The organism is Chitinophaga pendula, assembly GCF_020386615.1.
GTDB classification, from domain to species: Bacteria; Bacteroidota; Bacteroidia; order Chitinophagales; family Chitinophagaceae; genus Chitinophaga; species Chitinophaga pendula.
The window spans coordinates 2220442-2245648 of the sequence record NZ_CP077769.1; the positions used below are offsets into that span (position 1 = coordinate 2220442).

The window sequence follows — 25207 nt, forward strand, 5'->3', positions numbered from 1 at the left end:
CTCTTAATATGGCAGATCTCATCATCTATACAGACGGCTCCTCCCGTGGCAATCCCGGCCCCGGCGGTTATGGCGTAATCCTCATGTGGGGACAGGTACGTAAAGAAATATCCCAGGGATATCGCCGTACCACCAACAACCGCATGGAACTACTGGCCGTCATCGTCGCTCTCGAAGCACTCAAAAAACCAGGCCTCGTCGCCAACATATTCACCGATAGCGAATACGTCGTCAACGCCGTCACCAAAGGCTGGCTGTGGAATTGGGTCAAGATCGGCTTCAAGGATAAAAAAAATGCCGACCTCTGGAAACGCTTCATCCCCCTCTTCCGCCAACACCAAGTAAAACTGAACTGGGTAAAAGGACACGCCAGCAACCCATTCAATAACCGCTGCGACGAACTCGCCACTTCCGCAGCCGATAGCGGCAACTGGCTCATCGATGAAGGCTTCGAACAGGCCGAAAAAGGCTTGTAGCGCCCTGGCCTGAAAATGCGCCTCCTCCATTTTATACGCTTTTAATCTTGAGAATTTACTACCTTACAGTCAACCTTATATTCTTAAAAATCGGCTGTATGTAGTATACCCCTTTTTGTACCCCTTAAACCCCTATTTAATGAAAAAGCCCAAAAATCTTGGAAGTGCCTCCATGGCCCTAATAAACTGTAGAGTACTTACTATTTATTTATTAATAGTCGTCTCCTTCCTCGCCTGCCGTAAAGAACCCACTGCACAATATGCATGCGATCCTGCAACACAGGCTTGGGTAGTGAAAAACCTCGATCACCTTTAAAATTTAAGCAGAGATAGTATACTGAAATATAGTTTTAACTATCAAATGGCAATCTTCAGAGCACTAACGCCTGAAAAAAAAGTAAAACTATGGCAGGAGAAAATTAATATCGTTTTAGCCGGCAATCAATTAAGCGAAAGTGATAAAACACATTTGCGAAAATTGATCAATTACCTCCAGCCTTATCACTATGAATCAACGAAGGGAAGAAGTGATTTTGCTGTCTATGCTAAACGATGGGAAGAAGATGCCAAAAAAATGGGATGGGATAGCGCCAAAGTTTTCTTTAATACCAATACCTGGTTAACTGAAACTGAATTCAAAGCCTTAAGAACAAAAGTGATGGAAGAAGAGAAATTAAATACGCAAAATAATAGAGCCACCGGACCTTCCTGTTCATGCAGTTATGATATCTACTGCGGTAGCTCTTTTTATGGAAAACATACAGCCGATTTATTGATTGTCTTTGAGAGAGGTCGAGTTCCCTATCGAACCTCTTAGGATGCCCCCCAAATATTTTTTTAACATTTTTTTTGTCAATTTATATTATAACTATAGCTTTGCACCCTACTTAGCCTACCAAAATGGTAGAATAATTGTAAAAAACGGGGATATGTACCAGCCATTAGAGGCGTTGCTATATGCTTATTAATTTTTAATGGAGAAAATAATGGAAATCAGTCTAATTAAAACCAACTGCACTATACTCACCCGCCAACATAGCTGCTGTTGCTGTACATACATGGCAGCATAATCCATCATATTTTACTGATCGCATATCGTCCGTAATATATCCTGCCAGATATAGACGGGAGAGGACTGTCATGTAATAACTGCCAACCATTTGCGGGTAGGATATCTCATATCTATATCCCCCGACACAAAAAGACAAGACACAAGCACCAACACATTTAAAAAACATAAGAATCCATGAATTTTATGTACAAACGTATTCTTTTATTGCTGGCATTACTGCTGCCGTTTGCGTTGTATGCGCAGACGAAAGAAATAAGCGGTACCATCCTGTCTGCACAGGACAATATACCACTACCAGGCGCTTCCGTAAAAGTAAAAGGAACCGCTAAAGGTACCGTTACTAACACAGATGGGCAGTTCAAATTCGACGTGGACGCCACCGCCACCACATTAGTGATAACTTATGTGGGAATGCAACAACAGGAGGTGGCCATCACAAATACATCATTGAAAGTATTCTTAAGACCTGCCAGTAGGGATATTGATGAATATGTTGTTGTCGCTTATGGCGCCGCGAAAAAGTCTAGTTATACCGGCGCAGTATCCCAGATTAAAAAAGATCAGATCGAACGTTTACAGGTATCCAGTATTTCGAAGGCATTGCAAGGACTCGCACCTGGCCTGCAATCAGTATCTGCTAGCGGTCAGCCGGGAACAGAGGCCACTATCCGCATCCGTGGTATTGGCTCCATAAATGCTTCCAGCGATCCGCTATATGTAGTGGATGGCGCACCTTACTCCGGACCTATTAACGCCATCAATCCTTTTGATATCGAATCCATCAGCATACTGAAAGATGCCGCTTCAAGCGCATTATACGGATCCAGAGGAGCCAACGGTGTTATCATCATTACGACGAAGCAAGGTAAAAATACCGCCAAAGGGGCAACTGTCAACGCCAGAGTAAGCCGTGGTATCAGCAATAGAGCCGTAAAAGACTATACACAGCTTGGTGGCGATCAATATTTTGAACTAACCTGGGAAGCACTGCGAAACGCTGCATTAGCCAATGGTACACCAGCAGCCTTGGCGGCAGAACAAGCCAGCAACCGACTGGTCGAAAGACTGGGCATCAACCCGTATGGACCGCAATTCCCTCGCCCCGTAGGCACAGATGGTAAATTAGCCCCTGGTGCCCGCCTCCTTTGGAATGATAACTGGCAGAAAGCAACCCAGCAACAAGGTAATCGTACAGAAGCCAACCTGAACATCAGCGGCGCCGGCGAAAATGTCCGTTACTTTATTTCCGGTGGATACCTCGATGACCAGGGAATCGCGCTGGCATCCGGATTTAAAAGATATTCAGTAAGGACCAATCTGGAGATAAATGCCAAAGAATGGCTGAAAATTGGCCTTAACATGAATGCTGCCCACTCACTGCAAAATAGCCCTCCCTCTGAAGATAGTCGTACCGATAACTCTATTAACTACGGACGATTAATGGCTCCGATCTATCCCATCTATCAACGCACACCCGACGGGCAGTTCGTGCTTGATGCAGCAGGCAACCAGATACTGGATTATGGAGCTTATCGCCCTAGTGCCGCCAACGCTAACACTAACCTTATAGGTACCGCCGGCCTGGACAAACATGACAGTATCCGGGATAACGTCTCTGCCCGCCTTTTTGCAGAAATCGCTATCTTAAAGGAACTGAAATTTAAAACCAGTTTTAATATCGACTATACCAATCGTACCGCAAGTGATTACACCAATCCGGAATTTGGATGGGATGCACCAATAAAAGGTACCGTCTCCAGGTATAACAGCCGCACATTAAGCTGGACATTGAGTAACATATTTACCTACGAGAAGACGTTTAACCGCAACCACCATATTAATTTGTTGGCAGGACAAGAAGCTTATAGCTACAACTGGCGATATATTAATGGTGAACGCCAGAATTTTGCATTGCCTGGTCTGCAGGAACCAACAGCAGCTTCTCAGCTGAAAGGATTTGGCGGCTATAGCATCGACTACAGCCTCGCCAGTTATCTTGGCCGCGCAGAATACGACTATCAGGGTAAATATTACCTCTCCGGATCCCTCCGCACAGATGGTACTTCCCGGTTCTCTCCCAATCGTCGTTGGGGTACATTCTGGTCATTGGGTGCCTCCTGGCTGCTACACCGTGAAGAATTCCTGAAAAATCAATCCTGGATCAATAGCCTGAGCCTGAAAGCCAGCTATGGTGGACAAGGAAATGATAACATTGGTAACTATTTCGCCTACCAGGGCCTATACACCTTGTACAGCAACCTGGGAGAAGGAGGAACATATAAAAGCCGGCTGGGTACACCCAATTTGCAATGGGAAACAAACCTTAACCTGAATATAGGTGTAGACTTCTCCCTGTTCCAAAACCGCCTTAGTGGTACCATCGAATACTTCCAACGTAAATCACAAAAACTTTTATACGCCAGACCAATGGCACCTTCTACCGGCTTCAGTTCCGTAGATGAAAATATAGGTGCGCTCAAAAATACAGGTATAGATGTACAACTGCGCGGTATTCCTGTACAAACTAAAGACTTTAGCTGGGCAGTAGATCTCAATGTTTCTCACTACAAAAACAGGATCACCTCGCTGCCACAACAAGAGATCATCAGCGGTACCAAGAAATTAATGGTAGGTAAATCCATCTATGATTTCTTCATCCGCGAATGGGCCGGCGTAAACCCGGATAATGGTAACCCCGAATGGTATAAAGTAGATGCAAGCGGCAAGAAAACACGTACTTCCGTGTACGCAGATGCTACACAGGTATATGCCGGCTCCGCTTTGCCTGACTTCTTTGGTGGTCTAAACAATACCTTTACTTATAAGGGAATATCCCTCTCCGTATTATTGACTTATAGCGTAGGTGGTAAAGTACTGGATGGCGACGTTCCCCTGTTGTATCATAATGGCTCCTCCCCGGGAAGGGCCTGGCATGCAGACATGATCAACCGCTGGACCCCGGAAAACAGGAATACAGATATCCCGAAATTATCCACCGTCAATAACAACTGGACCTCTACCTCCACCCGCTTCCTATACGATGCTTCTTATGCAAGGCTGAAAAATGTAACGCTGACTTATGCCTTACCGCATTCGCTACTCCAATATATACACCTCAGCGGCCTTAGTATATATGTGCAAGGTGACAATCTTCTCACTTGGTTCGGACACAAAGGAATGGACCCGGAACAGACAGTGGGGGGGACTACTTACTTCCGCTATCCGGCTATCAAAAGTTTTTCAGCAGGTATCAACCTGAGCTTCTAGAAGTCTCGCATAGTGATCATTAAAAATGAGAAACATGAAAAAAAATAAACTATATATAGGCATCGCATTGATCAGTAGTGTACTAGCTGGCAGTTGCAGCAAAGATTTCCTCGACCAATCACCTACTAATGCCGTACCGGAGGAAGTGGTATTCAACAGCGTAGCAAATGCAGAAACCGTCATCAACGGCACATGGGGCTACCTGATGGAAACGTTTAACTCATTTGCTAACCCCGGATACAGCGCTATCCTGCGTACCAGTGATGCTATGGGGAGCGATGTGGCTATCCTGACAAGTAAATATGGTTATCCGGCCTCTTACCAGTTTGTAGATGCTTCCGACCGCACCACCGGCAGGGTATCAGGCTTCTGGAACCTGCTGTACAAAGTGATCGATAATACAAATAACATTATCGCTCGTATCGACAATGTACCGGGAGATGATAACAAACGCCGTTACATCAAAGGCCAGGCACTGGTACTAAGAAGCTACTGCTACCTCACACTAGCAAGCTTTTATCAACTCAACGTACAAACAAATCCAAACGCTAAAACAGTACCGCTTTATACGGAGCCAACGACTCTCAGTACAGTTGGTAAACCCAGAGTGACCAACACTCGGCTGTATGAACAAATATTCAGCGACCTGGACAATGGCCGTAAACTGCTGGCAGGTTATGTCCGTGGCAATACCAGCCGGTATAAAATAGATACTTCCGTTGCCAACGGACTGCTGGCAAGAGCTAGCCTCAATGCAGGCAGATGGAACGATGCCGCCAATTACGCAGCAAATGCACGCAAAGGTTACACACTCATGCCTGCTGCCGACTACTATGGGGGCTTTAATAACTCGCAGAATGTAGAATGGATATGGGGACATGGTCAGCGTCCCGACCAGAGTAACGCCAGCTACAACTTTCACTTCCTCGATGTGTCTTCCGCAGGATCTTACTACTATAGCTTCCGCCCGGACCCATTCTTCATGGAACGTTTCGATAAAGACGATATCCGTAGCAAACTCTTCTCCTGGGATACCCTCCCCGGACGTGAAGGACTGTTGCGCTATGATAAATTCCGCTTTAAAGACGATCAGACCGGTGATATCGTACTGATGCGCGCTTCAGAAATGATACTGATAGAAGCAGAAGCAGCAGCGCGTAATAACGACCTGACCACCGCTGCCTCCCGACTGAACGAATTGCGAAGCGTACGTAATGCTAAACCTCTTGATATTACTGGTAAATCCCAGCAGGAAGTGATCAGTGAAGTTTTAATAGAACGTAGAAAAGAACTATGGGGCGAAGGGTTTTCCCTTTCTGATATCCTGCGTACAGGTGGTACAGTAGTGCGTAAAGAATATTTAGATGCTAATAATAAAGATATTACCATCAATGTACCAAGGGCCGACGGCACCGTTAAAAAAGTAATTGCTAAAGGACATACTGTTTTACGATTCCCGAACGGGACCCCCTTTGTCGCCAATAGCCCATATTATATTTTCGCCATACCAGATGCAGAATACCGCAACAACCCCAACCTCGATAACTAATCGTTGCTGATGATAATGAAAAAGCCCTTGTCGTTGCAGACAAGGGCTTTTCTTTTGTCAATCTGGCACCCGCCAGGAAAGGCATATATTTTGCACCTGTTCCGTAAAGGAGAATAACCGTATGGACAATCTACAAACCATCATACAATCCGACACCCCCGTGTTGATCGATTGCTTCGCTACCTGGTGCGGCCCGTGCAAAATGATGCCGCCAATTTTAAAGGAAGTGAAAGACAAACTGGGAGATAAGATCCGCATCATTAAAATCGATGTAGATAAAAACCAGGCCCTTGCCGCCCAATGGCAGATCAGTGGCGTACCCACCTTATTACTCTTTCATAAAGGACAGCTGCGCTGGCGCCAGAGTGGGGTAGTACCCGCACACGAACTGCTTAAACTACTGCCCCAGTACATGAACTAAAATATCCTCTCATAATTTAAATAGCTCCCATAAACGAACCGGGACCTGGTAGTACAGCCGCGCCGTACCGCCAGATCCCGGTATCTGTTTTTTAGTCGTGTTATTTTGCAATAAATCGGGCTACCACTACATCCCCTTTCAGTAGTAATAAGGTGTTATCAGTAGTCGTTACACTGAATTTATTCACCTGCTCCAACGTCTTCATATAATTGCCCTCCAGCTCCATGTCCGCACACGCCATCAATGTACTAACCAATTTGGAAAACGCGATATTGTCCATTCCGCTGATCTCAAAACTACCCATCATCCGGTTACAACCGGCATTCCCCGACACCCGCTGGTTTTTCTTGTCAAACACTAATGTGGGAATACTCCTATGTTGGATCGTATCAATAGCATTGCCATTCAAGGTAGTCAGTTTCCACTCCTTATTGTAAATGTAGGATTCCTCCCCGGCTACCATACGCCTGGCAGAATTGCAGGCCGTTGCTGCTATTACAACAACTATAGCAGCGAATAATATCTTTTTCATGTATTGTTGCTTTTTTACGCGCTAGTATCTGTTATAAAAGTATTGCAATTCATGGGCCAGTCGCTCAAAGACCGGCTGCGCAAACGCCTTGAAAAGCTCCTGCGCCGGCGGTGGAAAACCATCAACACCACCCAGCAGCTTCCGGTCTTCATCACTCAGCGCCCGCTCATCTCCCCGGAAAGTACCGATCTGGTTCACCCAGGTGTAATTACCGGGAATACGATCCTGTATCAACACCGTCTTGCTGGCAGCATCCAGCACCCGGAAATCCAGGTACCCACCCGTTACCACCGTCTTTTTAGTGATATAGATCGTACCCTTCACCACCTCATACCGCCGGATGACCTTTCCTGTCGTGTCCGTCTTCGAGCTTACCTCGATCTGCCGCGATACTTCCCGCTCATAACGATCCACAAAAGTCTGTCCTACCGCAAAATCATAGATACGCAGATCCAGGTACTGATCCGGCCGCAACTGACTATTGTTCCTGGCCAGCCACTCGTTCGTAAACTCCACAAAACGATTGCCTACCTTCTGCTGCAAAGTGCGCGTCAGATCATCCCGCATCCAGTCAGCGCTGAACTTATAGGTCGTATTCAACATATCCACCTCACTCACCACTACATTGAATACCGCCAGCTGATAGGCCTCATCCCGCCGTTGCTTCGCATCCCGGTAGTTCGGCACCAGCTTCAGCGTCGCCGCAAATTCATCGTAAGCCTGCCGGGCTGCCGGTTTGTCTCCTTGTGATAACAAATACATCCCGCGATCATAACGGGCCTGCGCAGCATTCTCCTGTGCCCCCGTGATCGCATTACGGTAGTCCTTTGGCTGTACTAGCTCCTTAGCTGCCGGCGATCGCTGAAACGCGTCATACAACCGCTGCAACGAACGATACTCCTTACGGGCAGCTTCCCATTTTAAATCATTGTCCGTACGTAACGACGAATTGATACGCTCCTCATGCACCTGCTGCGCCTGCGCATAGGCCTTCGGCAACATATCCCGCGATACCGCATCCTGCGGCCGCTGCCGCAGTTTCTTAGTAAAGGCGATCACCGCCTCGTCATAACGACCGGATTGATACAATTGTTCGCCCGATTTACAGGCAGAAAAGAAAATACTCAGTGTGGTGCAGATAAGTAATAAACGTCCGTAACGCATATATGAAAGATAATGATCCACGGGAAGGATGTACAAAAGAAACACTATTCCATAAACACTATAATATAATTAACATATTGCTAACGTTTAAGGAAGTACAAAATAATAGGTACGCTTACAGACAGTCATTTCGCAGATCATAGAAAGATAGAGTAGGGGAGACTATTTGAGATATCGCCTGATCTCACGGTCCGTCTCTCGCTGTTTGATAGACTCCCGTTTATCATGCAGCTTCTTACCCTTACCAAGACCAATCTCTATCTTGGCATATCCTTTTTCAGATATGAATACACGCAATGGAACGATCGTATAGCCCCGTTCCTTCATCTTGTTATCCAACTTGCGCAACTCCTTCTTTGTCAACAACAACTTCCGCTCCCGCAAAGGATCGTGATTCGAATAAGTACCGTGAGAATACTCAGCAATGTGCAAGCTCTTCACATACAACTCCCCCTTCGAAAAATAGCAGAACGAGTCGTTAAAACTAACCCTGTTGGCACGGATAGACTTGATCTCCGTTCCTGTCAATACCATACCTGCAATGAACTTGTCTTCTATTGCATACTCAAAATAAGCCGATCTGTTCTTTAATTCTGCCATGAATGAAATGGGGAAATAACCAAAAAACACGTAAAAGGCTGGCCTTCCCGACCATACCCCTTACGTGCACTTCGATAAATGTATCGTATTAATGCTTAAATAAAGTCAATACCTGGGCCAGCTTGGTCTTCAGCTCCTTGCGATCCATAATGAAATCCAGGAAGCCGTGATCCAGCAAAAACTCCGAACTCTGAAAACCAGCAGGAAGATCCTTCTTGATCGTCTCCTTGATAATACGGGGTCCCGCAAAACCAATCAACGCCCCTGGCTCCGCTATGTTCAGGTCTCCCAACATCGCATAAGAGGCCGTCACACCTCCCGTAGTAGGATCCGTCATCAACGAAATGTAGGGAAGACGTGCATTGGCCAGCTGTGTCAGCTTAGCAGAAGTCTTTGCCATCTGCATCAGCGAAAACGCACTCTCCATCATACGCGCACCGCCAGACTTCGAAATGATCATCAACGGAAACCGATGTTTGATACAGTAGTCGATCGCCCTCGATATCTTCTCCCCAACAACAGAACCCATAGAACCACCGATAAAGCTGAAATCCATACAAGCCACCACCAGATCATTACCTAACACCTGGCCCGTAGCCACCCGCATCGCGTCCTTCAGCCCCGATTTCTTCTGCGCCTCTACCAGACGAGCACCATAAGGCTTCAGGTCCTTGAAACCCAGCATATCCTTCGGATAAATGTTCGGGAAAAGTTCTTCAAATTGTTGGTCGTCAAAAAGAATATCGAAATATTCGGCAGAATCTATACGGTTGTGATAATTACACTTGTCACAAACATAGTAATGTGCACGAAGATCTTTAATAGTGGTGGTTTTTTTACAATTAGGACATTTATGCCACAATCCATCCGGTGCTTCCTTCTTTTCACTTGTAGACGTTAAAATGCCTTGTTTGATGCGCTTAAACCAGCTTGACATATTTTTCTATTAGATTAAAAAATAGTGGTGCAAGATACAAATTTAATTCAGTTCTGCACTTTCAGTTTAGGAATATTACCCGTAAAGGGGTTGGAAACCAGTTTGTAGGGGATAATTAATATATATGATAATGGGGTAATAATAGGGTTAATCAGTGCATTTATAAGGAAAGAGAGACCTGCGCCTCTCTTTCCCAAATATAAATTTAATATGGTATATACCAGATTACGCGTTGCGGTTCAGACAGTTCAGATCAGCAAAAGCCTCCTCCAAACGTTTTACAAAAGTCTCCTCACCCTTACGTAACCATACACGCGGATCGTAGTATTTCTTGTTCGGCTTATCCGCTCCCTCAGGGTTGCCCAACTGACCTTGCAGATAATCCTTCTTAGCCTCATAAAAATCATGTACACCTTCCCAGAACGCCCATTGCATATCCGTATCGATGTTCATCTTAATTACACCATAACCGAGCGACTCCGTGATCTGGTGCTTGGGAGAACCAGATCCACCATGGAATACATAATAAACAGGCTTCTCTCCGGTCTTAAACTTCTCCTGGATGAAATCCTGGCTCGTCTTCAGAATGTCAGGACGTAACGCCACATTACCAGGGCTGTACACACCGTGCACATTACCAAATGCAGCAGCAATAGTGAAACGGCTGCCTACCTGGGACAAGGTTTCATAAGCCAGCGCTACCTCTTCAGGCTGCGTGTACAACTTGGAATTGTCCACACCAGAATTGTCCACACCGTCTTCCTCACCGCCAGTCACACCTAGCTCGATCTCTATAGACATGCCCAACTTATTCATACGCTCAAAATATGCCTTGGAAATCTCCAGGTTCTCGTGAATAGGCTCCTCAGAAAGATCCAGCATATGTGAACTGTACAACGGCTGTCCCGTCTGTTTCATATATTCCTCACCAGCAGTCAGCAAACCGTCGATCCAGGGCAACCACTTCTTGGCAGCATGGTCCGTATGCAACACTACAGGCACACCGTAATATTTAGCTACCTCATGTACGTGCTTGGCGCCAGATACACCACCTGCTATATTAGCCTGCAGCTTGTCATTCGGCATACCCTTACCCGCAAAGAACTGTGCACCCCCGTTGGAGAACTGAATGATCACCGGAGAGTTCACTTTGGCGGCTGTTTCCAAGACAGCGTTTACGGAGTTTGTGCCCACCACATTGACTGCAGGCATGGCAAATCCACTGCTCTTTGCATCTTTGTACAGCGCTTCCAGCTCTTCGCCGAATAATACGCCAGCTCTGTATTTTCCCATAGTTATTGAGTTGATTTAATTTTCAGGAGAGCAAATATAAAAAGCCGTTTCGCAAATCGCAAATTAGTTTCCTGCCGGTAGCTCCCCGAAAGCTACCGCCACTTACCCCACAGGTATCAGCAAAATGTCGTCGGAATCATCAGCCGCTAATGAAGAAGAAAATCGGCCCGCAACGAAAAATGGGAAAAACAAACACTATCGCCAGCTACTCACCAGCAAAGATAATACCTTGCAAACGCAGGCAGGCGGCAGTCATAAATACCTCACCTCCCCGCGCCATACAAGGCTTCTGTAAAAGTTTATAGTAAATAGAAGGGCAGCGCCAATCAGCTCGCCACCAACCCCTCGTCAATGTCCTTCTCCAGCAACTTACTGATACCGGCATACTCCGCCAACGCCTCCGGACACAACATCAACCCAATAGAATTACGCGTGTTCGTACTTACTTCATCGATATCCTCCGGCTTTACCACAAAAGAAGGAATATTCTCTTTCAGCATATTCACCAGACGGTTCTTACGGTGTACAGAAATACCAGCTATTTGTTTGATTCGGGTAACAGCAGCATTATAGATCTCATCATAATAAAAAAGCATGTTCATAGACCAAGCACTTTTGATGTAGTAAAATAAGGGTCCCTAATAGTGGACCCGAACAAAAGTAGGGAGAAACCTATAAGCCAGATCATATGAAATTACTATAACCTATCAGGATTTGTTATAGATAGAACGAGCCATTTTGATGAACCGCCGGCTTAACTCACTAACCTCACCCTTGCGCTGGATAAAGTAGAAATTGCGCTCTATACGCAACCCCTCAAACTGAAGCTGGATCAACTCCCCATGCTGCAACTCCTTGATGATCGACCGCGTCGACAAAAAACCCAGACTACCCGATGCGATCAGGAAATTCTTCAGCGCTTCCGTACCTCCCAACCGCACCTTCGCATCCAGGTCATTCAGCCGTATCTTATGCCGCGCCAATGCCAGCTTCACCGCCTCCAGCGTCCCGCTGCCCCGCTCCCGGAAAGCCACCGGCATCCGCAATATATCCCGCAAACGGTAACTGCGCTGCCCTGCCAGCGGACTATTCGAACTACACACCGGCACGATCTGGTCCTTCAGAAATGGCTGATATGTCACATTCGTCAACTTACCCTTCTCTTCCGTAATACCTAGGTTGATCTCATGGTTGAGCAACGCCTCCTGCACAATCTCACTGTTACGGTTCAACAACGTGATCTCCACCTTCGGATACTCCTCGTGAAAAGCAGACATCACCTTCGGCAGAATATACAACGCCACCGTTGTACTCGCTCCCAAATTCAACATCCCAGTTGCCTGCTGCTGATCATGCATCGCCGAAATGTCAAACTCCGTCTGCTCCTGGATCACCTTCACCGTCAGCAATCGCTTGTACAACAAACGACCCGCCTCCGTCAACGCAATCTGTATCCCCTTCCGCTCAAACAACTTCGTCTTATACAGCTCCTCCAATGCCTTCACATGCGCACTGATAGCCGGCTGGGAAATAAATAAAGCCTCGCTCGCCCGGGAAAAACTCTGCAACCGGGCCACTTCCATAAATGCCAGATGTCGGTTTGATAACATAACGCTAATGTAAAGATTTCACCTTTCCCCTCAGCATAGTATAGGATAATCTTTACCGGCCTCGCCCCTCAGCAAAAGGACTGCCTGAACGCCAGCGGCGAAAGTCGGGTCTTCGCCTTAAATAACTTGCTGAAAGATTGGGAGTGCTCAAATCCCAGCTCATAAGCGATCTCACTCACCGACATCGTCGTCCCCGTCAGCTTGTCCTTCGCCTTCTCAATCAGCTTTTCATGGATATGCTGCTGCGTATTCAAACCCGTAGCGACCTTCAGCAAACTACTTAGGTAATCAGGCGTTAGATGTAAATGCTCCGCCAGATAGTTGACAGTCGGCAAACCGTTACTTATGGTAACGTGATCAAAATAATCGTCTAATAAAGTATCCAGCTTCTCCAAGATCTCATGATTACTCCCCCGTCGCGTAATAAACTGCCGGTGATAAAAACGGTCCGCATAATTCAGCAACACCTCCAGGTGAGCCGTAATGATCTGCGGACTGAATACATCAATGTTCGATTGATATTCCTGCCGGATATGCTGCACCACCCCTGCAAGGATAGCTTCCTCCCTTTCCGAAAGGAACAAAGCCTCCTGTGCAGAATACCCGAAATATTTATATCTTTTGATAGTCTTCGCCAATGGCATATTCCGGAAGAAATCCGGATGCACCAGCAGCAGCCAACCCGACTTGTCCGCCGCATCCCCCGCTACCTCAATCCTGAATACCTTCCCGGGAGATATGAAAAACATCGTTCCTTCATCAAAATCATACTCCTGCTGCCCATACCTGATCTTTCCATCCAACCCCCTTTTCAACGCAATAAGGTAAAAATCATACATCCAGCTGATATCATTGTACGCCGCCGAATGCCGGATATCCTTGTAATCCACCAGGCTTATCAATGGATGCTCCGGCGCCGGCAGCCGACGGATACGATGATAATCGCTGATACTCTTTACCCGCTCAATAACATGTTGTGCCATAAATTAATGTTTGTAAACCACTACTACCAGGCCACTTCACCACCATCCTGGAAGAACTTACCCGTCACCGATGGGTCTGTTAACAACGCCAGTTGTACAATAGGCCTCGCACCTGCTTCAACAGTCTTAAATCCCTTGAATCCGTTAAGATCAGTAGCCGTATAGCCTGGCGTAACACTGTTGACCGGAATGCGCTGCTGCCGCAGCTCATTAGCCAGCATCACCGTAAAAGCATTCAACGCCGCTTTAGTCGCACCATAAACAGAATAATGATCCCAGTTAGCCCGCCTGTCAGGGGCCATATTCATCGTCAAAGATCCCACCTCACTCGATACATTGATGATAGCCGGCGCAGAAGAGCGTTGTAACAGGGGCAGCAATAACTGCGTTGTTTGCACCGCCCCAAAGTAATTGGTCTCAAATAAACGACGAACCGTATCCATACCGCATTCGGAAAACCGCTGGAACGCATCACCCGGAAACCCCGCATTGTTAATAAGCACATCCAGTGCGTCCATCTCATTGCTCAGTATAGCTTTGGCCCTCCCGATAGCATCCGGATCCGTTACATCCAGCCGTATAACTGCCACATGCGGGAAGCCTTCCGCTTTTAACCGCTCCACAGCCTGTTGCCCTTTATGAATATCCCGGCTGCCCAGGTATACAAAGTGACCCAATTGCGCCAGCTGCCTGGCTGTTTCAAAACCAATGCCCTTATTCGCACCGGTGATCAGTACCGTTCTCATAAACGTCAATGTTAAAATTAAGTAATCCACCACAAATGTCTGCCATAGGATGGAGACGCCTGTAGCCTAATCCTTTTTGTTTGTAGCCAAATACCAGATAGCCCGGGAAAGGCCGTACAACGCCATTACCGGACATAAGTGTCCTTGTTACATGAATTTATTCGTCAATATAAGGGTGGGAAACTAAAAGAGATCGGTCAGGGGCTCCTGTTGCAGGCAATGGTCCAGCAATTCATTAAAATAGGAGGGGGCATAACGCAACCGGCTACCATACCAGGAAAACATTTCCCCGTCTACCAGCACAATATGTGCTGAAGGGATAACCGCCCGTAATTCATCGACATGTTTTTCTTTAAAAGGATAAGGCTCCGACGACAACAATACCAGCCGTGCCCCGCTAAGGCGTATCGCCTCAGCATCTACCTGCGGATAACGGGCCTGGTGCCCGAACACATTCTGTAGTCCGCAGTGCTGCAGCATGTGATGGATGAAGGTGTCACCACCAGCCACCATCCATGGCTCCCGCCAGATGAAATAGGCAGCCGGAATAGGAGGGAACTGCCCCGCACGCGCCGATAATGTCAGGAAATCCTGCCGTATACCTTCCGTCAACACCGCCGCCTCCGCATGACGGTCCGTAATACCGCCCACATGCGAAAGCATGTCCAACGAATCGTCCAGCGAGTGAATGTCACTCACCCACACCGGAAATTCCTCCATCAACGCAGTCACCTGTTCCTGCTCGTTCTCTTCCTTATTAGCAATGATCAAGTCCGGCGCCAGCAACCGCACCTTCTCAATATCCACCTTCTTCGTGCCGCCGACCCTCGTCTTCTCACGAAACCAACGCTCAGGATGCACGCAGAATTTCGTAATACCAACCACGGCCGTATCCAGCCCCAGGTCATACAATAGCTCCGTCTGCGATGGCACCAGCGATATAATACGCCGGGGCGGGAAAGGTATCGATACCTCCCGCCCCAGCTGATCTTTTACTAATATATGTCCGTTACCGGTCAATAGCTTAATGGTTTAATTACCCAAAGCCTGGATAATGTCGTACTTGGTGACGATATGACTGTTACCACTCTCATCCTTACTCAACACAGCACCATTCTCCTTGTTAATATACACCGACAGCTTCTCTATCCGCGTGTCCATACTCACCACCGGAAACGCCGCCTGCATCACCGCCTGCACTTCCGCATCCTTCAGGTTCGCATCGTCGATCAGCCTGTTGAACAAACCGCTCTCAGAAACAGATCCTATGATCTCGTCATGCGCTACCACCGGGATATGCTCAATATCATATTTTTTCATCTTGGAGATCGCCTCACTCACCTTCTCATCCGCATTAATGGTCACTAAAGGCTGATTACGACGGCTGTTCACAATGTCCTTCACCGTCTTCACATCCAGGAACCCACGCTCCATCATCCACTGGTCATTATAAACCTTACCTACATAACGGCTGCCATGGTCATGGAATACCACTACTACCAAATCCGTTGGCTGCAGGTTCGCCTTCAGCTGTAACAGACCCGCAATGGCAGAACCGGCAGAATAACCGACAAAAATCCCTTCCTCCTTCGTGATACGACGGGCCATCACCGCACCGTCCTTATCCGTTACCTTCTCAAACTTGTCGATCACCTGCATATCATAGTTCTCCGGCACAAAGTCCTCCCCGATACCTTCCGTGATATAAGGATATACCTCGTGCATATCCAGCTCACCAGTCTCAAAATATTTCTTCAGCAACGAGCCGTAACTGTCTATCGCCCACACCTGTATGTTGGGATTCTTCTCCTTCAGGTACTTACCTGTACCCGTAATAGTACCGCCCGTACCAGTAGCCACCACCAGGTGAGTCACCTTACCATCCGTTTGCTCCCATATCTCCGGCCCCGTCTGCTCATAATGCGCATCCCGGTTCGCCAGATTGTCATATTGATTGACATAGAAGGAATTAGGGATCTCCGTAGACAACCGTTTGGACACAGAATAATAAGAACGGGGATCTTCCGGCTCCACATTGGTCGGACAAACGATCACTTCCGCACCCACCGCCTTCAGAATGTCCACCTTTTCCTTCGATTGCTTATCAGTCGTCGTAAAAATGCACTTGTAGCCTTTGATAACAGCTGCCAATGCCAGCCCCATACCCGTATTGCCGGATGTGCCTTCGATAATAGTGCCGCCGGGTTTAAGCAGGCCTTTCTTTTCAGCTTCCTCTACCATTTTTAATGCCATACGGTCTTTTATAGAGTTGCCGGGGTTAAAGAACTCTACCTTCGCTAGCACAGGACAGGGAAGAGATGCAGTTACGCGGTGTAACTTCACCATCGGGGTATTGCCTATTGTCTCCAGTATGTTGTCACAATACTTCATAAAAACAGTTTATATTGAATCCCGGCGAAAATAGGGAAAATAGTCAACACAGCGTTCATCGCTAGTATTGGCTATCTTTGTCAATTATGAAGCGGATTTTTATAACAGGAATAGGCACAGGAGTCGGAAAAACAGTTACAGCAGCATGCGTCACACAGGCACTGCAGGCAGACTACTGGAAACCCATACAGGCAGGCTTTGAAGATGGAACAGATACAGCTACCGTACACGCATTGCTGTCAAATTCGTTATCCATACAACATAAAGAAGTATATTGCCTGCGGGAACCAGCATCACCTCACCTGGCTGCCCGCATGGAACAAGTACAGATCAATATCAATACCATCCTCCATGAGGCAGACAACATCCGTACTAATGGACGCCCCCTCATCATAGAAGGCGCCGGTGGCCTGCTGGTCCCCGTCAACGAAACGGTCTTTACCATCGACCTCATCGCACAACTCAATGCTGCCGTGATCATCGTCGCACAGAACTATCTCGGCAGTATCAATCATTCCCTGCTCACTGCCAGGGAATTGCAAAGAAGTGGTATACCCGTACTTGGCTGGATATTTAGCGGAGACTACCATACCAACGAAACAGATGTCATCCGGTGGAGCAATTTTCCGCTCATCGGCCGCATCCAACAAGGACAGATCACCCCGGCCTTTATCGCCGAACAGGCAGCCAACCTCAGACCTGGTCTGGAAAAAGCCCTGCAGACATCCTGATCCGTCCGCATTTTTAACTTACGACGAATACACTTGGCCACTAAAAAGGATATACGAAAAGAGTATCTCGAAAAACGCCTGAACCTGCCCGCCATCACCGTCGCAGACCTTAACAGGCAAATCTACCTGCAATGTACCCGACTGGACTACACTAACATCCGGTATCTTCACCTCTTTCTACCCATCAGCCGCCGGCAGGAAGTAGATACCTGGCCCATCGCCAGCTGGATACACACCCAGCAACCTGGTATCTCCCTGGTATTGTCCCACTCCGATATGCAAACAGCTGCCATGACCCATTTCACCTGGAATGGCGTGTCGCCGCTCACGGAAAATAAATATGGCATTCCCGAACCAGATACCAATGGTTCCCCCATTGCACCGGAACAGATCGACCTCGTATTTGTCCCCCTCCTGGCATTCGACCGCCATGGCCAACGCGTAGGATATGGCAAAGGAATGTATGATCGCTTCCTCAGCGCCTGTCGACCCGATACCCGTAAAATAGGCCTCAGCTTCTTCGGCCCCGTACCGCTGATAGCCGACGCCTCCCCGGATGATGTACCGCTCGACATCGTCATCACCCCGGAACAGATCTATCATTTCAATAAAAACAACTGACGTGCTATCATACCTGAAAATATTACTGTATCCCTTCTCCATGCTGTACGGCCTCATCATGTGGATACGCAATCGCCTCTACGACAACGGCGCCCTCACCGCCGTCGAATTCGAAATACCAACCATCGCCGTCGGCAACCTCTCCGTAGGAGGAACCGGCAAAACACCGCATGTCGAATACCTCATCCGATTGCTCAAACAATTCATGCCCATCGCCACCCTCAGCAGAGGATATAACCGGCGTACCAAAGGTTTTGTCCTGGCAGGCCCCAATACCACCGCCGCAGAAATAGGAGATGAACCCATGCAGTTCCATCAGAAATTCCCGGATATCAGTGTGTGCGTAGGCGAAGAAAGAATGCTCGCCATCCCCGAACTACTGGGAGAACGCCCCTACATCGCCACCGTACTCCTCGACGACGCATTCCAGCATCGTTCCATCAAACCGGGACTTAATATCATGCTCACCGACTACAGCCGCCTCTTTACCCGCGATCATATCGTACCTTTCGGCCGACTACGCGAAGGAAGAAATGGCTATCACCGGGCAGACTGCATCATCGTGTCCAAATGCCCCCCGACATTAAGTACGGCAGATCAGGCCGCCTTACGCAAAGAAATAGCACCGCTGCCTCACCAACAGCTGTTCTTCACCTCCTTGCAATACGGCCAACAATATCCCATGCTGCCACTGGCCTCCCTGCCGCCCGTTTCCGCCGACACCACCATCTTACTGGTATGCGGTATCGCCCGCCCGGAACCATTGGTACAACATTTGAAGGAAAACTACCGGCAAGTCTTCCTCCTCCCTTTCGCTGACCATCACTATTATACTAATGGCGACCTGGAAAAAATACAGAGAGAACTGGAAGACCTGCCCGGACAACAAAAACTAATCGTCACCACAGAGAAAGATGCAGTAAGACTTTCACTGCTGCAGGAACAGATCACCGCCAGGAACTGGCAGATCGCCATCATACCGGTGGAAATATCTTTCCTGTTTGATGAACAGGTATCATTTAATAATTATATTTTTGACTATATACAGCGCAAATACACGGAAACCGAAGGCGCCCCGGCATACCATACCGGGCAACTGCCAGACACCAAGGATGCAATCGAATAATGATCAGCGCACGATTATGAACAATGCATATTCCCTGCCTGTTATAGACAATTGATCGCTACGCCTGCACCGCAGATAGCGACAGATACACCTTATATGACAACTAATGAATAAGAAAAAAAAGAATAAGAATAAGAAAGGGGGTAACCAGAAAAAAACCTACCGCGGCGCCGTCGAAGTAACACGCTCCGGCATGGCTTTCGTTACCGTAGAAGGGCTGACACGCGATATCATGGTCAAACAAAAGAACCTCAATACCGCGCTCGATGGAGATGAAGTGCTCGTAGACGTCATCCGCCAGGCTAAAAATATGGGCCGCATGGAAGGGGTCATAACGGATATTCTTAAACGAAAGAAATCAGAATTTACCGGCACCTTACAGATAAGTAAGAACTTCGGCTTCCTCTTACCCGAAAAAGGCGCATTCCTGCCCGATATCTATATACCGGCCAACGAATTGAAAGATGCCAGAACCGGCGATAAAGCCGTCGTTCGCATCGTCGCCTGGGGAGAAAAATCCCGTAAACCAGTAGGGGAAATACTCGAAATACTCGACGCCAGCAACACCAACGACCTCGCCATGAAAGAAATACTCATCGAAAGCGGCTTCCCGCTTAGCTTCCCCGATGAGGTCATAGCAGAACTGGCACATATTGGGGACCAGATACCAGCTGCAGAAATAAAGAAACGCAAAGACTGCCGTAAAATACTCACCTTCACCATCGACCCTGTCGATGCCAAAGATTTCGATGACGCCCTCTCCATACGCCGCCTCAAAAACGGCCTCTATGAGATCGGCGTACATATCGCAGACGTAAGCCATTACGTCCTGCCGGATACCGCCCTCGACAAAGAAGCAGCCAAACGCGCTACCTCCGTCTATCTGCCGGATCGCGTACTGCCCATGCTCCCTGAGAAAATATCCAATGAACTGTGTTCGCTCCGCCCGCATGAAGATAAACTCACCTTCTCCGCCATATTCCAGATGACAGTCACCGGAGAGATCAAACAATACTGGCTCGGCCGTACCGTCATCCACTCCGCACACCGGTTCACTTACGAAGAAGTACAGGACGTAATCGAAACAGGAGAGGGGCCCTACCAACAGGAAGTATTACTGCTCAATGATATCGCTCAACGGCTGCGTAAAGAACGTTTTAATGAAGGGGCCATCAACTTCTCCTCGCAGGAAGTACGATTCCAGCTCGATCCCAATGGTAAACCCATCGGCATCACCATCAAAGAAAGTAAAGAAGCGCACCAGCTGATTGAAGAATTCATGCTCCTGGCCAACAGGACCGTTGCAGAATATGTATTCAAACTCAAAGTCAACAAACAACCGGTACCTTTCCCGTACCGGGTACACGATACCCCGGACGAAGAGAAACTGAAAGTATTCTCCGTATTCGCCCGCAAATTCGGATATAAATTCCAGATGGATAACCCGGATACCATCGCAACTTCCTTTAACACCATGTTGCAACTCGTACAGGGCAAACCGGAACAACATGTTCTCGAAACCCTCGGCATCCGTACCATGGCCAAAGCGATCTATACCACCGATGATATCGGTCACTATGGACTGGGCTTTGAACACTACTGTCATTTCACCTCCCCCATACGCCGTTACCCCGATGTACTCGTACACCGCGTACTGGCACAATGCCTCGACAACGAGATCCGTCCGGATAAACACATGGAACGGCATTGTAAACATTGCTCTGAAATGGAACGCAAAGCCATGGAAGCAGAAAGGGCAGGGAATAAATACAAACAGGTCGAATACATGCAGGAATTCATCGGAGATGCCTTCGAGGGTGTCATCAGCGGCGTAGCCCACTTTGGGTTCTGGGTAGAAACCGTTGATACCAAATGCGAGGGCCTGGTAAGCCTGCATAACCTCAACGCCAGGGACGAATTCCGCCATGATGAATCAGAATACGCCCTCATTGGGATGCACACCGGCCGCAAATTCCGCATAGGCGATAAAGTAAGGATCCGCGTGTTATCAGCTAACCTCGTCAAACGCCAGCTTGACTACGACCTGGCCGACGAACAACCTAATAACAATCGCGAACAGCGCAAAGATCAGGGCCGCAAAGACCCTGCCCGGAAAGAAAAAGGCCGCTTCCAGCAGCCGGCCGAAAAACGCCGGCAGCCACAGCAGCCCGCAACCGTACCCGTAAGTGCTGATAAGCCGGTATCCCTGCCGAAACCGGCTGCCTCCCAGGATACCGCGTCTATCACAAAGCCGCCTGTAACCACACCAGCCGGAGTAACCAATACACCAGCCACCGCACCGGAAAAATCAAAAAAACAAAAGAAAACAAAAACTAACCCTCCGGTAGAAATACCAACACTACCGGTTGCAGGCCCAGTTAGCGTTGACCTGCCGGCGTCAGCACCAACTCCCAAAGCGGTAAAAACAAAGGCTCAACCTGCAGCCAAAAAGAAAGCTGCAGCCAAACCGACCGCTAAAACGACAAAACCGGCTAAAGCAAAACCAGCAGCCCAGGCACCACCGGCGGCCCCGCCAAAGAAAGCCGCCGCCCCTCCAAAAGAGAAGGCTCCGGCCCCCAAGCCCGCTACGCAAAAGGCTGCCGCCACCCCGCCTAAAGCTGCTAAAGCCGCCGCCAAAAAAACGGCCAACCTGGCTAAAACATCCGCTAAAAAAACAACAACACCTAAAAAGGCCGCCGCCAGCAAAACAGGAAAGAAAAATAAAAACTAACAACGCCTTATAACACACGAAAATCCGGATCTTGACAGCATCCGGATTTTCTCTTTTCTATCTTCATCCTTTTTTCCGTTTCTTTGCCAACAATACTAATCAGTTACAACATTCATGCATTCATTTAAAGAGCTCATTCAGCAGTTTACCCAACAGTTTGATAAGCGCCATTTTCCTGGAGAACCTGCTGGACTGTATGACGCGGCAGCCCATATTTTAGAGATAGGAGGGAAACGCATCCGCCCGGTACTTTGCCTGATGGGTAACGAACTGTTCGACACCATACATGCCGATGCCTTTCACGCAGGCAACGCCATAGAACTCTTTCATAACTTTACCCTCGTTCATGACGATATCATGGACAAAGCTCCCCTGCGCAGAGGTAACCCCACCGTACATACGTCCTACGGTGAAGCGGCCGCCATCCTGGCTGGCGATGTCCTGCTTATCTCCGTCTATGAACATCTCAATAAGGTACAGTCCAGATACAAACAAAAGATCATCTCCGTCTTTAATAAGGCTGCCATCGAAGTATGCGAAGGACAACAAATGGACATGGACTTCGAACAAATGGAGCTGGAACAGGTACAATACGCCGATTATGTGAACATGATCGCACTAAAAACCTCCGTTCTCCTCGCCGCCAGCCTCCAACTGGGCGGTATCATCGGCGGCGGCAGCGAAGGGAATCAACAACACCTCTACCAGTTCGGTAAACATATCGGTATCGCCTTCCAGATACAGGATGACTACCTCGATGCCTTTGGCGATCCGGAAAAATTCGGTAAACAACAAGGCGGAGATATACTCGTCAATAAAAAAACATTCCTGCTCCTCAAAGCACTGGAACGCTGCAATCCGGCACAGAAAGAGAAACTCCATACCTTACTCCGTACCAACCCGGATGATAAAGTGACACAAATGCTGGAACTGTTCCATGACTGTCGCGTCGACACCTGGGCCGAAAAAGAAAAAGCGCGATTCCAGGAAATGGCCTTCAGCAACCTTGAAGATATCGCCGTCCTGTCCGTAAGAAAAAAAGCACTGAAAGAATTGGCAGAGTACCTGCTGAGCAGACAACAATAATATTTTTTACTTGCCGCCGGCACACCTCCCGCGGCAGGTGCTATACCTGTTTTTCCACGGTAATAAATCGTTATATTAGCGCGTACTTCTATTTTTAAAACTTTGATAATAGTAATTCCTGCCAATGTCTAAGTCGTTATTCCGAAAGAAATCGATCACCAATATTTTACAAGACACTACCCAGAATGGAGGTGATTGCCATAATTTTGGCAACATGCACAAAGTGCTGAAAGTGAAAGATCTGACCTTTATGGGAATAGCAGCTGTGATAGGCGCAGGGATTTTCAGTACTATCGGACAGGCAGCCTACGACGGCGGCCCCGGCGTGATCTTCCTCTTCCTCATCACCGCCGTTACCTGCGGGTTCACCGCCCTCTGTTATGCCGAATTCGCATCCAGGGTCCCCGTTTCCGGTAGCGCCTACACCTACTCATACGTTACCTTCGGAGAACTGGCAGCCTGGATCATAGGGTGGGCCCTCATCCTCGAATATGCCATCGGCAACATCGTGGTCGCCATCTCCTGGAGCAGCTATTTTAATAACGTACTCGATGGCATGGGTGTCCACCTGCCCGGTTGGCTCAGCACCGACTACAGCACCGCCAAACTGGCATTCGAGACCGCCCTGACCGATGGCAAAGACGTATCCAACCTGGCATGGGCTACCGCCCCACTATTGGGCAATACCAAACTTATCCTCAACCTGCCGGCATTCGTCATCGTAGTCATTATCACCATCGTCGCCTATATCGGTATCCAGGAAAGTAAACGTAGCGCCAATTTCATGGTAGGCCTCAAGATAGTCGTCCTGGCCGCCGTAGTGGCCGTAGGGATCTTCTATATCAATACCGACAACTGGACACCCTTCCTGCCCAATAAATTCGCAGGGGTACTCAAGGGCGTATCCGCCGTATTCTTCGCTTACATCGGCTTCGATGCCATCTCCACTACCGCGGAAGAATGTGCCAACCCACAAACTGACCTGCCCAAAGGCATGCTCTACTCCCTGATCATCTGTACCATCATATACATTATTGTCACCCTGGTCATTACCGGTATGGTGCACTATTCCGAATTCAGGAACGTATCCGACCCACTGGCATACGTATTCGAAAAGGTCAACATGGGCAAAATCGGCTATGCCGTCTCCATCAGCGCCGTAGTAGCTGCCACCAGCGTAATACTGGTATTCCAGATCGGACAGCCCCGTATCTGGATGAGCATGAGCCGCGACGGACTGCTGCCTAAACGTTTCGCCAAAATGCACCCCCGGTACAAAACACCGTCCTTTGCCACCATCGTCACCGGTTTCCTGGTAGCCATCCCCTCCTTATTCATTGAAAGTGGCATAGTAACCGACCTGACCAGTATAGGCACCCTCTTCGCCTTCGTATTGGTGTGCGGCGGCGTACTCCTGCTGCCCAAACTGGAAAATAAAGGGACCAAAAAATTCAACCTCCCCTATATCAACGGCCGGTTTATAGTACCCTTCCTCCTGTTCGTATTCTGTTACACCTTCCGGGAAAGAATATATGACAGCGTTTTCAACCTCTCCCATGAAGCATATCAGGAAATACTCTTCCTCATCTTCCTCATACTGGCTTTTGCCATCACCATCGTCACCATCATTCGCAAACTCTCCCTCATCCCGGTACTGGGTATGCTATGCTGCCTCTACCTCATGATCGAAATACCTGCTAAAAGCTGGCTGGTATTCTTCGGCTGGATGGCAGTAGGCCTTACCGTCTACTTCGCTTACGGCTACGGCCACAGCAAACTGGGAAAGCCTAAAACAGCCACCACTTAAGAATACCCCCCGCAGAAAATAACTAAAAGTGCCTTCTCCATGGGAGAGGCCTCCCCCTGCATGG

General features: G+C 48.1%; 22 protein-coding genes. 11 read left to right on the forward strand and 11 right to left on the reverse strand.

Annotation, left to right across the window (positions count from 1 at the left end; genetic code table 11):
* Positions 1-8: 8 nt before the first annotated feature.
* The 5 genes from rnhA to trxA all read left to right on the forward strand — a co-directional run bounded on the left by rnhA (position 9) and on the right by trxA (position 6785).
* Positions 9-476 (forward strand): ribonuclease HI, encoded by a 468-nt coding sequence (gene rnhA / locus KTO58_RS08290; RefSeq protein WP_095839828.1) that lies wholly within the window; start codon positions 9-11, stop codon positions 474-476.
* Positions 477-837: 361 nt separating this feature from the next.
* Positions 838-1293: a bacteriocin fulvocin C-related protein gene (locus tag KTO58_RS08295; protein WP_095839827.1), complete on the forward strand. Its 456-nt coding sequence runs from the start codon at positions 838-840 to the stop codon at positions 1291-1293.
* A gap of 429 nt (positions 1294-1722) precedes the next feature.
* Entirely contained in the window at positions 1723-4815 is a 3093-nt protein-coding gene (locus tag KTO58_RS08300; protein WP_225860135.1) for a SusC/RagA family TonB-linked outer membrane protein, read from the forward strand.
* A 34-nt stretch (positions 4816-4849) separates the two neighbouring features.
* Positions 4850-6364, forward strand: a complete 1515-nt coding sequence (locus tag KTO58_RS08305) for a RagB/SusD family nutrient uptake outer membrane protein (protein WP_225860136.1) — start codon at positions 4850-4852, stop codon at positions 6362-6364.
* A gap of 121 nt (positions 6365-6485) precedes the next feature.
* A complete protein-coding gene (gene trxA, locus KTO58_RS08310) occupies positions 6486-6785 on the forward strand; it encodes a thioredoxin (RefSeq protein ID WP_095839824.1) in 300 nt (99 codons plus the stop codon).
* Between the two features lie 100 nt (positions 6786-6885).
* Here the strand turns inward: trxA and KTO58_RS08315 are convergent, their stop codons facing one another.
* The 11 genes from KTO58_RS08315 to KTO58_RS08365 form a co-directional block, all read right to left on the reverse strand.
* Complete coding sequence (locus KTO58_RS08315) at positions 6886-7317, reverse strand: META domain-containing protein (RefSeq protein ID WP_095839823.1); 432 nt, start codon at positions 7315-7317, stop codon at positions 6886-6888.
* Between the two features lie 21 nt (positions 7318-7338).
* Complete coding sequence (locus tag KTO58_RS08320) at positions 7339-8481, reverse strand: tetratricopeptide repeat protein (protein WP_095839822.1); 1143 nt, start codon at positions 8479-8481, stop codon at positions 7339-7341.
* 162 nt (positions 8482-8643) lie between these two features.
* Positions 8644-9081 carry an SsrA-binding protein SmpB gene (gene smpB / locus KTO58_RS08325; RefSeq protein WP_095839821.1) on the reverse strand — a complete coding sequence of 146 codons (438 nt, stop codon included), beginning with the start codon at positions 9079-9081 and terminating at the stop codon, positions 8644-8646.
* 88 nt (positions 9082-9169) lie between these two features.
* Positions 9170-10018 carry an acetyl-CoA carboxylase, carboxyltransferase subunit beta gene (accD, locus tag KTO58_RS08330; RefSeq protein ID WP_095839820.1) on the reverse strand — a complete coding sequence of 283 codons (849 nt, stop codon included), beginning with the start codon at positions 10016-10018 and terminating at the stop codon, positions 9170-9172.
* A gap of 225 nt (positions 10019-10243) precedes the next feature.
* On the reverse strand, positions 10244-11311 hold the full coding sequence (fbaA, locus tag KTO58_RS08335) for a class II fructose-bisphosphate aldolase (RefSeq protein ID WP_095839819.1): 1068 nt from the start codon (positions 11309-11311) through the stop codon (positions 10244-10246).
* 326 nt (positions 11312-11637) lie between these two features.
* Complete coding sequence (locus KTO58_RS08340; protein ID WP_095839818.1) at positions 11638-11913, reverse strand: hypothetical protein; 276 nt, start codon at positions 11911-11913, stop codon at positions 11638-11640.
* Between the two features lie 105 nt (positions 11914-12018).
* Complete coding sequence (locus tag KTO58_RS08345) at positions 12019-12921, reverse strand: LysR substrate-binding domain-containing protein (protein WP_095839817.1); 903 nt, start codon at positions 12919-12921, stop codon at positions 12019-12021.
* A gap of 68 nt (positions 12922-12989) precedes the next feature.
* Positions 12990-13904, reverse strand: a complete 915-nt coding sequence (locus KTO58_RS08350) for a helix-turn-helix domain-containing protein (RefSeq protein WP_095839816.1) — start codon at positions 13902-13904, stop codon at positions 12990-12992.
* Between the two features lie 23 nt (positions 13905-13927).
* Positions 13928-14650, reverse strand: a complete 723-nt coding sequence (locus KTO58_RS08355) for an SDR family NAD(P)-dependent oxidoreductase (RefSeq protein WP_095839815.1) — start codon at positions 14648-14650, stop codon at positions 13928-13930.
* 183 nt (positions 14651-14833) lie between these two features.
* Positions 14834-15670 (reverse strand): helical backbone metal receptor, encoded by an 837-nt coding sequence (locus tag KTO58_RS08360; protein WP_225860137.1) that lies wholly within the window; start codon positions 15668-15670, stop codon positions 14834-14836.
* Positions 15671-15682: 12 nt separating this feature from the next.
* The gene (locus KTO58_RS08365; protein WP_095839814.1) at positions 15683-17041 is read right to left on the reverse strand and encodes a pyridoxal-phosphate dependent enzyme; all 1359 of its coding nucleotides are present in this window, start codon (positions 17039-17041) and stop codon (positions 15683-15685) included.
* 86 nt (positions 17042-17127) lie between these two features.
* Here KTO58_RS08365 and bioD point away from each other — a divergent pair, with 86 nt between their 5' ends.
* The 6 genes from bioD (at position 17128) to KTO58_RS08395 (ending at position 25143) form a co-directional block, all read left to right on the forward strand.
* Entirely contained in the window at positions 17128-17772 is a 645-nt protein-coding gene (gene bioD, locus KTO58_RS08370) for a dethiobiotin synthase (protein WP_225860138.1), read from the forward strand.
* Positions 17773-17805: 33 nt separating this feature from the next.
* The gene (locus KTO58_RS08375; RefSeq protein ID WP_157753090.1) at positions 17806-18393 is read left to right on the forward strand and encodes a 5-formyltetrahydrofolate cyclo-ligase; all 588 of its coding nucleotides are present in this window, start codon (positions 17806-17808) and stop codon (positions 18391-18393) included.
* Between the two features lies 1 nt (position 18394).
* A complete protein-coding gene (gene lpxK / locus KTO58_RS08380) occupies positions 18395-19519 on the forward strand; it encodes a tetraacyldisaccharide 4'-kinase (protein ID WP_225860139.1) in 1125 nt (374 codons plus the stop codon).
* 106 nt (positions 19520-19625) lie between these two features.
* A complete protein-coding gene (gene rnr, locus KTO58_RS08385) occupies positions 19626-22250 on the forward strand; it encodes a ribonuclease R (protein WP_095839812.1) in 2625 nt (874 codons plus the stop codon).
* A 114-nt stretch (positions 22251-22364) separates the two neighbouring features.
* Positions 22365-23336, forward strand: a complete 972-nt coding sequence (locus KTO58_RS08390; protein WP_095839811.1) for a polyprenyl synthetase family protein — start codon at positions 22365-22367, stop codon at positions 23334-23336.
* Between the two features lie 124 nt (positions 23337-23460).
* Complete coding sequence (locus KTO58_RS08395; protein WP_095839810.1) at positions 23461-25143, forward strand: amino acid permease; 1683 nt, start codon at positions 23461-23463, stop codon at positions 25141-25143.
* Positions 25144-25207 lie beyond the last annotated feature (64 nt).